Source organism: Cupriavidus sp. GW822-FHT02D05 (genome assembly GCF_058802485.1).
This window is the reverse complement of record NZ_JBXAOE010000032.1, coordinates 98,984-111,431: the sequence shown is the minus strand read 5'-3', so window position 1 is coordinate 111,431 and position 12,448 is coordinate 98,984. Positions and strand designations below refer to the sequence as shown.

14 protein-coding genes are annotated in these 12,448 nt (G+C 66.7%); 8 read left to right on the top strand and 6 right to left on the bottom strand.

Features of this window, described 5'->3' with window-relative positions; genetic code table 11:
• Window positions 1-153: 153 nt before the first annotated feature.
• Window positions 154-1,113, top strand: a complete 960-nt coding sequence (locus AC1RQK_RS32600; RefSeq protein ID WP_492813518.1) for a DUF1177 domain-containing protein — start codon at window positions 154-156, stop codon at window positions 1,111-1,113.
• A 120-nt stretch (window positions 1,114-1,233) separates the two neighbouring features.
• Window positions 1,234-1,932 carry a hypothetical protein gene (locus tag AC1RQK_RS32595; protein WP_492813516.1) on the top strand — a complete coding sequence of 233 codons (699 nt, stop codon included), beginning with the start codon at window positions 1,234-1,236 and terminating at the stop codon, window positions 1,930-1,932.
• An 11-nt stretch (window positions 1,933-1,943) separates the two neighbouring features.
• Here AC1RQK_RS32595 and AC1RQK_RS32590 read toward each other — a convergent pair whose 3' ends face one another.
• From AC1RQK_RS32590 to AC1RQK_RS32580, 3 genes are all read right to left on the bottom strand, one after another.
• Window positions 1,944-2,933 carry a VTT domain-containing protein gene (locus AC1RQK_RS32590; protein WP_492376333.1) on the bottom strand — a complete coding sequence of 330 codons (990 nt, stop codon included), beginning with the start codon at window positions 2,931-2,933 and terminating at the stop codon, window positions 1,944-1,946.
• A gap of 199 nt (window positions 2,934-3,132) precedes the next feature.
• A complete protein-coding gene (locus tag AC1RQK_RS32585) occupies window positions 3,133-3,546 on the bottom strand; it encodes a copper resistance protein CopQ (protein WP_492376334.1) in 414 nt (137 codons plus the stop codon).
• Between the two features lie 174 nt (window positions 3,547-3,720).
• Window positions 3,721-4,440: an FMN-dependent NADH-azoreductase gene (locus tag AC1RQK_RS32580; protein WP_492376335.1), complete on the bottom strand. Its 720-nt coding sequence runs from the start codon at window positions 4,438-4,440 to the stop codon at window positions 3,721-3,723.
• A gap of 95 nt (window positions 4,441-4,535) precedes the next feature.
• On the opposite strand from AC1RQK_RS32580, the gene AC1RQK_RS32575 reads away from it, so the two are divergent.
• From AC1RQK_RS32575 to AC1RQK_RS32565, 3 genes are all read left to right on the top strand, one after another.
• Entirely contained in the window at window positions 4,536-5,456 is a 921-nt protein-coding gene (locus AC1RQK_RS32575) for a LysR substrate-binding domain-containing protein (protein ID WP_492813513.1), read from the top strand.
• A 106-nt stretch (window positions 5,457-5,562) separates the two neighbouring features.
• The gene (locus AC1RQK_RS32570) at window positions 5,563-6,141 is read left to right on the top strand and encodes a cupin domain-containing protein (protein ID WP_492813511.1); all 579 of its coding nucleotides are present in this window, start codon (window positions 5,563-5,565) and stop codon (window positions 6,139-6,141) included.
• A 78-nt stretch (window positions 6,142-6,219) separates the two neighbouring features.
• Entirely contained in the window at window positions 6,220-6,570 is a 351-nt protein-coding gene (locus tag AC1RQK_RS32565) for a DUF1304 domain-containing protein (protein ID WP_492376338.1), read from the top strand.
• 25 nt (window positions 6,571-6,595) lie between these two features.
• Here the strand turns inward: AC1RQK_RS32565 and AC1RQK_RS32560 are convergent, their stop codons facing one another.
• The gene (locus AC1RQK_RS32560) at window positions 6,596-7,036 is read right to left on the bottom strand and encodes a type II 3-dehydroquinate dehydratase (RefSeq protein ID WP_492376339.1); all 441 of its coding nucleotides are present in this window, start codon (window positions 7,034-7,036) and stop codon (window positions 6,596-6,598) included.
• 57 nt (window positions 7,037-7,093) lie between these two features.
• Window positions 7,094-8,464: an MFS transporter gene (locus AC1RQK_RS32555; protein ID WP_492376340.1), complete on the bottom strand. Its 1,371-nt coding sequence runs from the start codon at window positions 8,462-8,464 to the stop codon at window positions 7,094-7,096.
• A gap of 213 nt (window positions 8,465-8,677) precedes the next feature.
• On the opposite strand from AC1RQK_RS32555, the gene AC1RQK_RS32550 reads away from it, so the two are divergent.
• On the top strand, window positions 8,678-9,460 hold the full coding sequence (locus AC1RQK_RS32550; RefSeq protein WP_492813508.1) for an IclR family transcriptional regulator: 783 nt from the start codon (window positions 8,678-8,680) through the stop codon (window positions 9,458-9,460).
• A gap of 26 nt (window positions 9,461-9,486) precedes the next feature.
• Here AC1RQK_RS32550 and AC1RQK_RS32545 read toward each other — a convergent pair whose 3' ends face one another.
• Complete coding sequence (locus tag AC1RQK_RS32545; RefSeq protein ID WP_492376341.1) at window positions 9,487-10,008, bottom strand: hypothetical protein; 522 nt, start codon at window positions 10,006-10,008, stop codon at window positions 9,487-9,489.
• A gap of 420 nt (window positions 10,009-10,428) precedes the next feature.
• On the opposite strand from AC1RQK_RS32545, the gene AC1RQK_RS32540 reads away from it, so the two are divergent.
• Both AC1RQK_RS32540 and AC1RQK_RS32535 read left to right on the top strand, forming a co-directional pair.
• A complete protein-coding gene (locus AC1RQK_RS32540; protein WP_174423415.1) occupies window positions 10,429-11,277 on the top strand; it encodes an IclR family transcriptional regulator domain-containing protein in 849 nt (282 codons plus the stop codon).
• A 47-nt stretch (window positions 11,278-11,324) separates the two neighbouring features.
• Complete coding sequence (locus tag AC1RQK_RS32535; RefSeq protein WP_492813506.1) at window positions 11,325-12,422, top strand: diguanylate cyclase; 1,098 nt, start codon at window positions 11,325-11,327, stop codon at window positions 12,420-12,422.
• The last annotated feature ends 26 nt before the right edge of the window (window positions 12,423-12,448 follow it).

The window sequence follows — 12,448 nt, the reverse complement described above, 5'->3', positions numbered from 1 at the left end:
GCCTTCTTTGCCTACTTTCTTGGCAAGACAAGAAAGTAGGTCGCCGCCCCGCAGGGGTGGTGAAACTGCCTTTGACTCTAAGTCTTTGACTCAAAGCCTTTGACCTTAGGCCTTTGAAGTTGACTCCAACCCACCCCATTCAAGGAGACCCCCATGACCCTGCAACAAACCCTCGTCATCCACGAAGCCCTGGACAGCCCCAACGCCAACGGCGCAGTTGTCCGCGAACTGTTCGATGCCTACACCCCCGCCGGCGTAACGGTAGACGTCGTCACCATCAACAACGCCCCGCCGGAACCCACCACAAACACCACCGACTTCATCACCATCGTCATCCCCGGCACTCAAGGCAAGCGCGGCGGCGGCAAAGCCCCCACGCTAGGCGTGATCGGCCGCAATGGCGCCATCGGCGCGCGCCCGGCGCTGGTAGGCCTGGTGTCCGACGCGGACGGCCCGATCGGCAGCCTGGCCGTGGCGCTCAAGCTGGCGCAGATGAAGCACAAGGGCGACCACCTGGCCGGCGACGTCATCGTGACCACGCACTTGTCCACCAACGTGTCGATGCAGCCGCACGATCCGGTGCCCTTCATGGGCATGCCGGTGTCGTCCGACACCATGAACGAGTACCAGGTGCTGCCCGAAATGGATGCGATCCTGTCGCTCGATGCCTCCAAGGGCAACAGCATCATCAAGCACCGCGGCTTTGCGATCTCGCCCACCGCCATGCAAGGCTATATCCTGCGCGTGAGCCCGGACCTGGTGGCGGCGATGGAATCCACCACCGGTTGCCCGGCAGTGACCTTCCCGATCTCGCAGCAGGACATCACGCCCTATCACAACGGCCTGTACCACTTCAACAGCATCATGCAGCCGCATGTGGCCACCGCCGCTCCGGTGGTAGGCGTGGCGCTGACGGCGCAGTCGGTGGTCTCGGGCAGCGCCACCAGCGCCAACCACGAGATCGACATTGCCGAAGCCGTGCGCTTCTGCGTGGAAGTGGCCAAGCGCTTCGGCGCGGGCAAGTGCCAGTTCTTCAACGTGGTGGAATGGGGCAAGATCCGCGCGATCTATCCCGACATGACAGGTTTCCAGCGCGCCGGCACGGCGCACTGAAACGAGGCGCCGCGGTGCCCGGACGTGCGGCAAGCCACACGCGGGCATTTTCAGCGGGCGCGCTTCGGTGTATGGTTGCGCTCCTGACGCAGTCGCCGCTTGAGCGGCTATTCTTGCAACATGCTCCGCCTGAACGACACCGACGGCCCCACGCTGTCCCGCTGCCTGTCCACCCTCGCCGCCTGCGCCGCGCTTGCAGCGCTGCCTGGCTGCGAACGCAATGAACCGGCTCCGGCCACCTCCGCCACATCCGCATCCGGCGCTGCCGCATCGGATGCGCAGGCGGCGCGCGCCGACGACGCCGCCCCGCCGGACGACGCGCCCAGCTTTGCGCCCGCGCCGCTGGCCCGCCCACTGGTCGCGCTGCGCGGGCTGACCAGCATGGCGGACGTGCAGGCGGCGTGGGGCAAGCCGCCGGACATCACGCCCAACCAGGATGAATGCGGCACGGCGCTCGACGAAGAGCACCTGATGCACTACCACTACCCCGATGCGCTGATCGAAGTGGGCCGCAGCGGCGACGCCGTGATCCGCGCGCTGCACGGCATCCCGGCCGGGCTGACGCTCAAGCTGGAAAGCCAGGACATTACCGCGGCCTCCACGCTGACGCAGCTCAACACGGCCCTGCGCAAGAACCCGCGCTGGAAGATGGCGGAGGGGCCAGGCAAGGTACGCAGCCCGTCCGACCGCGACGAGGGCGACCCGCTTGAGCAGCTCGCCTACACCACGCTCTACACGCTGGACGGCGACGGCGACCAGTACCGCCTGTATTTCCTCGGCGACCGGCTGGTGGGCTACGCCTACTGGGTCGGCTGCTGACCCCCGCGGCGCTAGCGCAGCGCGCCGGGACCACCCGTGTGTGGCGCAAGCGCCGCTGCGGCATCGCCCTCGGTGGCAGCGGCCTGCGATGCCTCGCCATGCAGGCGCTTCCATTCGTCAAAGCCGCCGGCCAGCGCCCAGGTATTGGCGTAGCCGGCCGCCTTCAGGCGTTCCGCCAGCACCGCTGCCGACACCTCATGCGGGCAGGCGCAGTAGACCACGATGTCGATGCTGGTCGGATGCTCGGAGAGTAATTCCAGCGGCGCATTCAGGTCGATGATCATCGCGCCGGGGATCCGCTCCACCGCGTCGCTGCGCACGTCAAGCACCAGCGGGAAGCGATCGCCCAGCCGGCGCGCTTCGAGCTCCCCCACCGACATGCGGGGCACGCGCCGGGTGCGGCGCAACAGGCGCACGCGCCGCCAGAACTTCCACGCGACGAAGGCGGCGAAGGCGCCCAACACCACCATGACGGCCACCGGGCCATAGGTGCTGAAGGCGTCCAGGATGACTTCGACAAAATCGGTAAACACCACGCCAACCAGCAGCGCGCCGCCGGCCCACACCAGCGCCCCGATGGCGTCGTAGAACAGGAACACCGCGAACGGCGTGGAGGTCATGCCGGCCATGGCGGTGGACAATGCGCCGGCGCCCGGCAGCAGCTTGGCGAACACCAGCGAGCGCGGGCCCACGCGCAGGTATAGCGACTGGGTCTGGCGGATGCAGCTGTCGGGCGAGATGGAAACGCGGCAGATGGTGCGCAGCATGGGTTGCCCGAGCCGCTTGCCGGCGAAGTACCAGGCCGTGTCGGCAATCAGGCAGGCCAGGATAACGGCCGCCAGCACGGCTCCCAGCGCGGGGCCGCCCTCGCGCATGCCGAGCGCGCCGGCAACGAACAGCATGGGAACGGCCGGCACCGGCAGCCCGGCCTGCTCGGCCAGCACATTGAGAAACACGAGCATCACGCCGTGGCTCTCCAGCAAGGACTGCAATTCACCCACACCGATCTCCCGCGCTATGGCCGTTTTCGCCCCTTCAGGGTAATCGGCGCGAGCGAGGATGCTCGCGCCGACGGGCATAGGCAGTAGTGTGCCACCAAGGTGGCGCGGTGCAGTGCATTGACTTGCATGCGAACTTCAAAAACCCTGAACGAGGCGCCTGCAAAGCCGCGGGCCAGCGCTTCGGCTATCGCCCCGATGATCAGGCATGCGCGCCATCCTGATAGGTGTCGAACTTACGCGCGGGATCCGCGGAAGGGCCGCTGCGGTCCATGCCGGCCAGCTTCTGCGCGCCGTCCTGGAACGGATCGACCGTGCGCGCCGGGTCCGCGGAAACACCGCCGCGGTCCATGCCAGCCAGCTTCTGCGCGCCGTCCGAGAACGGATCCGGCTTGCGCAGGCGGCTGGCATCCGCGCCCGTCGCCGGCGCGGCGGCCGGGTCCAGGCGAGCGCCATCGCTAAAGACATCGAAACGCGACGCATGGAAGACGTAGCCGTAGCGGTCCCCGGACACGGCACTGTCCTGGGGGCCAGCGGCTTGCGCCGGAACCGCCGTGGCGGCAATGCCGGCAAGTGCGGCCGAAGTCATCAACAACTTGAAGAAATGGCGGGGCATGGCAATCTCCTTCTGGGCGATCGGCGGATCGCGGCTGGCTTGCAGGGGAGCAGCGCCTTGCGCTGGTCCGGCCACACGTGAATCGCGCGGTTAAACCAGATACGCTGCAAAGCGCGGCGTGGATGCACAAGGACGCTGGATGCGTGCGAGCCACGCGCAAAGACCGCACTGGGCTCAGGGCTGCAGGGCAGCGGCCTCGCAGGTCATTCGCCGCATCGCCGTGGCGACTGCGGCATCCACCTGCACCTCGGCCTGCGCAATCGAGGTAGCCAGCCGCTCGCCACCGAACTCGTCATACTCGATAGCGACCTCCAGCGTGTCATCGATGCCGATGTAGTCGAACGCTGCACGCAGCGCCGGGGTGACATGGTCGAGCCGGGCCAGGCGGCCACCGTAGCCGTAGTCGCCGCGCGCGGTCAGCAGCACCAGTTGCTTGCCGCGTCCCGCCAACATCGGCCAGTAAGGCTCTCCCACGCGTTCTCGATCAAAACCGAAGGTCTTGCCCACGCGCACGATATTGTCGATATATGCCTTGAGTTGTGCAGGCACGCCAAAGTTGTACATCGGCACGCCGATCACCAGCACATCGGCGCGCTCGACTTCCGCGACCAGGCGATCGCTTTCGGCCAGCAACGCATCCATCCACCGCTCGCGCCGCGCGGGTGGCGTGAAGGCGCTGCGAATCCAGTCAGCGTTGACGGGCGCGGGCGGTTGCTGTCCCACGTCGCGATAGGTCAGCGTGTCCGCGGGACGCGCCGCTTGCCAGAGGCTGACGAAGCGGTGCGAGAGACGGCGCGTGTGCGAGCCGTGGGCGTCGGTGCCGGAACGTCCCGGGCGGGCGCTGGCGTCGATATGCAGGAGGTGAGCCATGTTGTTCTCATTGCGGTTGGTCATGCCTGAGCCGTTCTCATGGCTCAGCACATGCGATTAGGGGTGATGGCAATGTAGACTCGCCACAATCCCCTCACAACCGATCCTTTCTCTGCCTCATGGCTGAAGATTTCTCATCTGAAACCACGCCCCGCCGCCTGCCGCCGCTCGCCGCGCTGCGCGCTTTCGAAGCCACCGCGCGGCACCTGAGCGTCAAGCACGCCGCACAAGAGCTGTCGGTCACGCCGACGGCGGTGAGCCATCAGCTGCGGCTGCTGGAGCAGGTGCTTGGCGTGACACTGTTCGAGCGCCTGCCGCGCCGGCTAGTGCTGAGCGCGCACGGCGCCGCACTGTACCCGGGCACGCGGGAGGGCTTTGATGCGCTGGAGCGGGCCGTGGGCAGGCTGCGCGCGCCGCCATCGCGCAAGACGCTCACGGTGTCGGCAACGCCGGCCTTCGCCGCACGCTGGCTGCTGCCGCGCGCACCGAGGCTGCGGGCCGTGGCGCCGGAGTTCGACCTGCATGTGCATGCCTCGCTGGATGCCGTGGACCTGCATGCGGGCCACGCCGACGCCGCCATCCGCTACGGCAGCGGCAAATGGCGCCGGCTGGACGCCGAGCTGCTATGGCGTGAGCGCTTTGCCCCGGTCTGCAGCCCGCTGCTAGGCGTGAAGAGCGCCGCAGGGCTGCGCCGCCAGACCTTGCTGCACCACCAATGGCGCAGCCACGCGCGCCGCCCCATAACTTGGGCCCTGTGGCAGCAGGAGGCCGGGCTGGACCGGCTGGATGCGGCCAGCGGCCCCGTTTTCTCCGACGAGACCCACGCCATCCTCGCGGCGCTTGGCGGCCAGGGCGTCGCCTTGCTGAGCCTGACACTGGTGGAGGAGGAATTGCGCAGCGGCGCGCTGGTGCAGCCCTGCGGCCCGGCCATCGAGGGCGACGGCTATTACCTGGTCTACCCGGCACACCGGCGCGACGACGACGCGGTGCGCGCCGTGCGCGCATGGATCGGCCCGCAGGCGGATAACGCGATGCGCTGAGGCTGCGGAGTCGCTCATCCTGCGGAGTTGTTTTCGCGTGGTTGCTGGTTGCTTACCGCGCCGGCAAGCGGGCATGATGGCGGCTACCGATCCCGGAGCCCCGCGCATGCCTGCCCAACCTGACTCGCAACACCAAGACAAAGACCAGCTGATCCAGCGCTTCGGCCTGCAGCCGCATCCGGAAGGCGGCTACTACCGCGAGACCCATCGCGACGCCGTGCGTGTTTCGCGTGTTTCGCGTGTTTCGCGTGTTTCGCGTGTGTCGCATCTGTCGCGTGAAGGGGCAGGCAATCCCGCCACACATGCCGCCTCCACTGCGATCTACTACCTGCTGTGCGACAGCGCATACTCCGCCTGGCATCGCATCCGCTCCGACGAGGTGTGGCACTTCTACGCGGGTTGCCCGCTCAACGTGCATGTGCTGGAGCAAGACGGCAGCCTCACCACGCACCGGCTGGGCAATGCGCTCAGCGATGACAACGCGGTGTTCCAGGCCGTGGTCCGGGCTGGCTGCTGGTTCGCCGCCGAGCGCAGCGATCCGGATGGCTTCTCGCTGGTAGGCTGCACCGTGGCGCCGGGCTTTGAGTTCAGCGAGTTCGAGCTGGCCGATGCCGACAGCCTGCTGGCATCGCACCCGCGCCATGCCGCACTGATCGCGCGGCTCGCCCCTGCGCCACAACGCTGATGCGCTGATGCGCTGATGCGCTAAAACGGCAGACCGCCCAAACCCCTTCCCGTTTTTTCTCTTTTCGAGATCCCCGCCATGAAATGGTTTTCTCTTGCAGCTGTGGCGCTGGTAGCGCTGGAACATGTCTACATCATGGTGCTGGAGATGTTCCTGTGGGATAAGCCCAAGGGCATGCGGGCCTTCGGGCTGACGCACGAGTTCGCCGTTGCCACCAAGGCGCTGGCGGCCAACCAGGGGCTGTACAACGGCTTTCTCGCGGCTGGCCTGCTGTGGGGCCTGGCCACCGCCGCGGTGCCGGTGCAGTTGTTCTTCCTGTGCTGCGTGCTGGTGGCCGGCATCTTCGGCGCCTGCACGGCCAGCCGCAAGATCCTGTGGGTGCAGGGCTTGCCGGCGGCGATCGCCATCGCACTGGTGCTGCTGGCCTGAGGCGGCCGGCAGGCTTGGCGTCGTACTAGCTGCGCAGGGCCTCGGCCATGGCGCGCAGCGCCAGCGTGTAGCCGGCAACGCCAAGCCCGCAGATCACGCCGGTGGCCGCGCGCGAGATCAGCGAATGGCGATGGGTCTCCTCGCGCGCATGGATATTGGTGATGTGCAGCTCAATCACCGGACGCTGGATCAGCTTGACGGCATCCAGCACGGGGATGGAGGCGAAGGAGAATCCGGCCGGATTGATGATCACGCCCGCGTTCTTCTCAAACGCTTCCTGCAACCAGTCCACCATCGTGGCTTCGCTGTTGGTCTGGCGAAAATCGCACGCGATCCGCAGTTCATCCGCCAGCGCCGCAACCCGCTGCTGGACCTCGGCAAGCGTGGTCGTGCCATACAGGTGCGGCTCGCGCTTGCCCAGCATGTTGAGGTTGGAGCCATTCAGGACATAGACGAGTTCGGTCATGATTTGTGGCGCGCGGCAATGCGCCGCGCGCTGAATGAGTTAGTGGGATTTGCAGGGTTAGTGAGATTTGCGCGTGCCGATCGGCATGAACCGAGCGCCTTCGGCGATGACGCCGGGTGCATCGGAACGGTTCATGTCGATGCCACGCGTCTCGGGCGCCGTCAGGATCATGGCCAGCGAGATCAGGTTGAACACGACGCAGACGGCGACCACGCCCCACGGCGAGCCGTTGCAAACCTGCAGCAGCCACACCGCGACCACCGGCATCGGCCCGCCGGCAATCAGGTTTGCGCCGGTGTATGCAAGCGCCGATCCCGAATAGCGGACATTGGTCGGAAACGCTTCGGCGAAGGCGACCGGCTGGATGCCGCTCTGGAACTGGGTGAAGCCCAGGAACAGGCCCATGATGGCGAGCATCGGCAGGAAGCTCTTGGTGTCGAGGATCTGGAAGTAGACGAACAGGATCAGCAGCGTTGCGACGGAACCAATGGCCAGCGCCTTCTTGCGGCCGATCTTGTCGCTGAGCATGCCACCCGCCAGCGCGCCGACGATGGCGCAGACATTGGCGCCCATCAACAGCAGGAAGCCGGTCTGCTTCGGCACTTCAAGCGTCTTGGTGATGTAGCTCAGCGAGAATACGACAATGAGGTAGAAGATCGCCGCCGGGCCGCAAAAGAACAGCATCCAGCGCAACACCGTTTTGCCGTGCAGGCGCAATGCATCGCGCAGCGGGTTGCCCACCTCGGCCACCTGGCTCTTGCGCAGCTCGACGAATGCCGGCGTTTCACTGACCTTCAGGCGGATATACACGCCGACGATCACCAGGATGAAGCTCAGCAGGAACGGCACGCGCCATCCGTAGGCGTCGAACGATTCCGCCGACATCGTGGAGGCAAGCAGCAACAGCACGCCATTGGCAAGTATCTGGCTCAGCGGAGAGCAAAGGCCCAGCAGGCCGGAGTACTTGCCGCGCCGGTCCGGGCTGGCGTGCTCGATAGCCATGAGTTGCGCGCCGGTCGATTCGCCCCCGAGCGCGAAGCCCTGCAGGATGCGCAACAGCACCAGCAACACCGGCGCCCAGACGCCGATCTGCGAGTAAGTGGGAAGCAAGCCCATCAGCACGGAGGACAGCCCCATGATCGTGACCGTGCCCAGCAGCAGGTTGCGGCGCCCGAGCTTGTCGCCAAGGTGGCCGCAAATGATGGCACCGAGGGGCCGTGCCGCCAGGCCAACGCCGAAGGTGGCCAGCGATGCCAGCAGCGCGGATGTTGGCTCCATGGCCGGGAAAAACAGCCTGGGCAGGATGGTGGCCGCCAATGCCCCGTAAAGCGTAAAGTCGAACCACTCCAGTGCGGTGCCGATGGTGGCGGCCGCCACGGCGCGCGTGCGCATCGCTGCATTGGCCGGGCGTAGTGTCTCTGCAGTCATTTTGTCTCCTGGCATTCTCTTCCTGGGAAGGGTAGGCGTCGCTGCCCTTCCGATGTCGTTGAAGCCGTCCAACGCTCTCGCGCTTCTGCCTTCGTGCCGGTTGGATCGGTAAAAGCATGCTAGCAAGGGTTTGTGAATATCATTCCAATCTTGACGAATTGAAATTCGTATTAGATAGTCACGAACTATATTGACGTCAGCAGGGAGTTCGCCATGTCAGGCGTACTACGCACACTAGGCATCCTCGAATATCTTTGTACCCAGGTCGAGGCCGTGCCGCTCGCCGCCATCGCCGACGATCTCGACATCCCGCGCAGCGCGTGCCACCGCCTGCTGGTCGACCTCAAGAATGCAGGCTATGTACGCCAGTTGCGGGACCACGGCGACTACATCCTGACAACCAAACTGGTGGGAATGGGGCTGGGCTTTCTAGCAACGTCCGGCATCGTGGACATCGCGCAGGCCAGGCTGGACCGGCTGGCGGATACGTCGGGCGAGCTGGTGCGCCTGGCCATTGTCGACGGGGATCGCCTGACCTGGGTGGCCAAGGCGCAAGGCGCGCTGCGGGGACTGCGCTATGACCCCGACATGGGCATGGACACGATTCTTTCGTGCAGCGCGACGGGACACGCCTGGATGCAGACCATGACGGACGAACGCGCCCTGGAGCTGGTGTCGCGGCAAGGGTTCGGGCAACCGAATCAGTACGGCCCTAATGCGCCCGCCACCATCAAGGCCCTGCTGGGCTTCATCCACCGGGCGCGCGAGCGCGGCTATGCCACGATCAATGAAGTCTTTGCGCCGGCTATGACGGCCATGGCGGCCCCCGTGCAGCGCCGTGGGGGCTATCCGGCAATCGGCGTGATCAGCATTGCGGGCCCGCTGAGCCGGCTGACCGAGCAGCGCATGAAGGCGCTGGGCCCGGCGCTGCTTGCCGCCGCCGCGGAACTGGCGCTGGCAAGCTCGGCCTCGGCGCTGTTCAACCGCGCTGTGTGAGCATTCTCCTGGCCGCTCAGGGCCGCTCAGCGCGGCTTGCGGTATTCGTTCTCGATCCAGTCCGCGGCGCTGGCCTTGCTCAGCTTGAAGCCCGGCGACACGCGCACCTGGGCCAGTTCGTCGCCGAGCTCGTCGGTGGCGCGCAGCACCGCGAAGGGATTGTCTTCGTCGGGCACGATGTCGAGCGTCACGCTGATGCGCGCCGTGTCCGTGTCGACGATCACGCTCTTGTGCAGCATGGCGTGCAGTTGCTGCTCGTGCCGGCGCAGCACTTCGGAGGCCGTCTTGACCAGCGTCGAGAAGGCGTTGGTGTCCAGCGGCTTGGGGTTCTTCTTGTCGCGGCCCATGGTCCAGGGGCCAACCAGGGCGGGCTCGGGCTCGCCGTCCTTGATCATGGCAACGGCCCAGCCGTCGTCGTCCTCGTTCTTGATCACGCGGGCGGTCCAGCCGTCGGCACGCCACAGGCGCGGCTCCTGGATCTTTTCTGCGTTGTCCCCTGCGGCGTCCTGGTCGTCGGCTTCGGTGGAGAGTTCGGGCTGATGGGTCATGGCTGGCTTCAATTCGGGGCTGCGCGGTGGGCTGCGGGCGCTGGCCGGGGCGCCACGCAATACTTGGCGGGGGCGGACCGGGACGGCGGCGGCATCAAGGGCGCGATTTTACCCCCCTCGCCACGGCGGGGGCGCCAGGCGTCACGCGCGCCCGGCGGCTGAGACATCGCGAGGCATGAATCCCCTCGGAAGTTGTATTTAATGTCTAACCGCCGCGTCCTATGCTGGACATGTCGCTGAGACCCCCGTCTTGATGACACACCCTTCCAGTCGCCGTGCCCTTGAGACGGCGACGTTTTTTTACCAGCCAACCCGATCCCCGCACCAAAACGGGGATCGGCCGCAACAAAAGCGCTGGCCCGAGGCGCCCAGCCGGTTTAAGATGCGCGATTATCGAACAACCCGCGCGCACTCGCCCACATGGACGCCCCCATTCCCAGCAGCCCTGGCCAGGCAACGGCCGCCACTGTCCGCGTCGCCCGCCCCCAGGCCGACCTTCTCAACAGTTTTGCCGGCGACCCGAATTTCATGCTGTCGCTGGCGCGCGGATTGAGCGTGCTCGAAGCTTTCTCGGAGCGTAAGCGCCCGCTCACCATTTCCCAGGTGGCGCAGCGCACCCAGCTCTCGCGCGCATCGGTACGGCGCTGCCTGTACACGCTGGAGCAGCTTGGCTACGTCAGCCAGCAAGGCGGCCAGTTCGCGCTGCGCCCGCGCGTGCTGCACCTGGGCCATGCCTATTTCTCGTCGACGTCGCTGGTGTCGCTGGCCCAGCCGATCCTCGACGCGCTGAGCACGCGCATCCAGCAGACCTCGGCACTGGCCATCCTGGACGACACCGACATCCTTTACCTGGTGCGCTCGGAGGTGCAGCGGGTGCTCACTTATTCGCTCGGCATGGGCAGCCGGCTACCGGCGTACTGCACATCGATCGGCCGCATGCTGCTGGCCCACCTGGCCGAGCCGGCGCTGGAAGACTTCTTCGATCATGTCGACCTGCGCCCGCGCACGCTGCAGACCAAGATCTCGCGGCCCGAGCTGGAGGCCAGCTTTGCGCATGCGCGCGAACTGGACTATGTGCTGATCGACGAAGAGCTGGAGCCGGGCCTGCGCGCCATCGCGGTGCCGGTGCGCGGCATCTCGGGCAGCGTCATGGCGGGCATCAGCGTCAGCGTGCGCGCGGCGCAGGTATCGGAAGCAGAGATGATCTCGCGCCTGCTGCCGCCGATGCGCGAAGCGGCAGTGGCGATCGGCAAGCTGATCGCCGCCTGAGCTACCTGAGCCGCCTGAAACCAAAACCGACAAGGAACCGCAGACTCATGGCGCAAAGCACCCTTAATCCGCTGGCAGGCAAGGGCATGCGTTTTGTCCGGCGGGTCTACGCCATGCGCGCCATCGGGCTGGCGATCGGGTTCTTTGCGGTGGCGGCGGCCATGCTGGAAGCGGGCGCGCCGCACTGGCTGCTGGCGCTGGTCTTCCTGCACGGCTTTGTCTGGCCGCACGTCGCTGCCTGGCGCTCAAGGCGCAGCGAGGTGCCGTTCCGGGCGGAAATCCACAACATGATGATCGATGCCGTGCTCGGTGGCATCTGGGCCGCGGCCATGAAATTCAACCTGCTGCCGAGCGTGCTGATCCTGTCGATGATGAGCATGAACAATGTGGCGGCAGGCGGCACGCGCCTGCTGCTGCATGGCCTGGGGTGGCACCTGGCGGGGGTGCTAGCGGGCATCGTGGCCTTCGGCGCAGCCTGGCATCCGGAGGCCAACCTCACCACCATCGTCGCCAGCCTGCCGATGCTGGTGCTCTACCCGCTGGCGCTGGGGCGCACCACCTACAGCATCTCCCGCCGGCTGGCCGCGCACGGCAAGGAGATCGAGGCCAACAGCCGCCTGGACGGCCTCACCGGCGTGCTCAACCGGGGCTATTGGGAGGCCATGCTGGCCGCGGAGTTCCAGGCCTGCAAGACCGGGCGGCGCAGCACCGCCAGCCTGGTGCTGCTCGACATCGACCATTTCAAGCAGCTCAACGACACCCACGGCCACCTGGCCGGAGACGAAGCGCTCAAGGCCTTTGCCGCGCTGGTGGTACAGCACGCCGCGCAGCACGGCCCGGCTGGCCGCGGTGAAGCGCGGCAATGCCTGGTGGGACGATACGGCGGCGAGGAGTTTGGCGTGCTGCTCAGTGGCGCGAGCCTGACGCAGGCGGTGGAAATGGCCGAGCGTCTGTCGCGCTCGCTGCAGCCGGGCGCCGCTTGCGGGGCGGGCATTGCCGCGCTGCGCGGCCACACCGCCAGCCTTGGCGTGGCCGCCTTTGATGCCGGCATGGCGGGCCACCACGAATGGTTGGCGCACACGGACCGCGCGCTTTACGAAGCCAAGCGGGCCGGCCGCAACCGGATTCGCATCAGCGCGGGTTGAGCGCAAGCAGCGGAAACCGCAGCCAG

Coding starts and splice junctions, on each gene's coding strand:
- AC1RQK_RS32600 (WP_492813518.1), top strand. CDS start 154: ATGACCCTGCAACAAACCCTCGTCATCCACGAAGCCCTGGACAGCCCC.
- AC1RQK_RS32595 (WP_492813516.1), top strand. CDS start 1,234: ATGCTCCGCCTGAACGACACCGACGGCCCCACGCTGTCCCGCTGCCTG.
- AC1RQK_RS32585 (WP_492376334.1), bottom strand. CDS start 3,546: ATGCCCCGCCATTTCTTCAAGTTGTTGATGACTTCGGCCGCACTTGCC.
- AC1RQK_RS32580 (WP_492376335.1), bottom strand. CDS start 4,440: ATGACCAACCGCAATGAGAACAACATGGCTCACCTCCTGCATATCGAC.
- AC1RQK_RS32575 (WP_492813513.1), top strand. CDS start 4,536: ATGGCTGAAGATTTCTCATCTGAAACCACGCCCCGCCGCCTGCCGCCG.
- AC1RQK_RS32570 (WP_492813511.1), top strand. CDS start 5,563: ATGCCTGCCCAACCTGACTCGCAACACCAAGACAAAGACCAGCTGATC.
- AC1RQK_RS32565 (WP_492376338.1), top strand. CDS start 6,220: ATGAAATGGTTTTCTCTTGCAGCTGTGGCGCTGGTAGCGCTGGAACAT.
- AC1RQK_RS32560 (WP_492376339.1), bottom strand. CDS start 7,036: ATGACCGAACTCGTCTATGTCCTGAATGGCTCCAACCTCAACATGCTG.
- AC1RQK_RS32555 (WP_492376340.1), bottom strand. CDS start 8,464: ATGACTGCAGAGACACTACGCCCGGCCAATGCAGCGATGCGCACGCGC.
- AC1RQK_RS32550 (WP_492813508.1), top strand. CDS start 8,678: ATGTCAGGCGTACTACGCACACTAGGCATCCTCGAATATCTTTGTACC.
- AC1RQK_RS32545 (WP_492376341.1), bottom strand. CDS start 10,008: ATGACCCATCAGCCCGAACTCTCCACCGAAGCCGACGACCAGGACGCC.
- AC1RQK_RS32540 (WP_174423415.1), top strand. CDS start 10,429: ATGGACGCCCCCATTCCCAGCAGCCCTGGCCAGGCAACGGCCGCCACT.
- AC1RQK_RS32535 (WP_492813506.1), top strand. CDS start 11,325: ATGGCGCAAAGCACCCTTAATCCGCTGGCAGGCAAGGGCATGCGTTTT.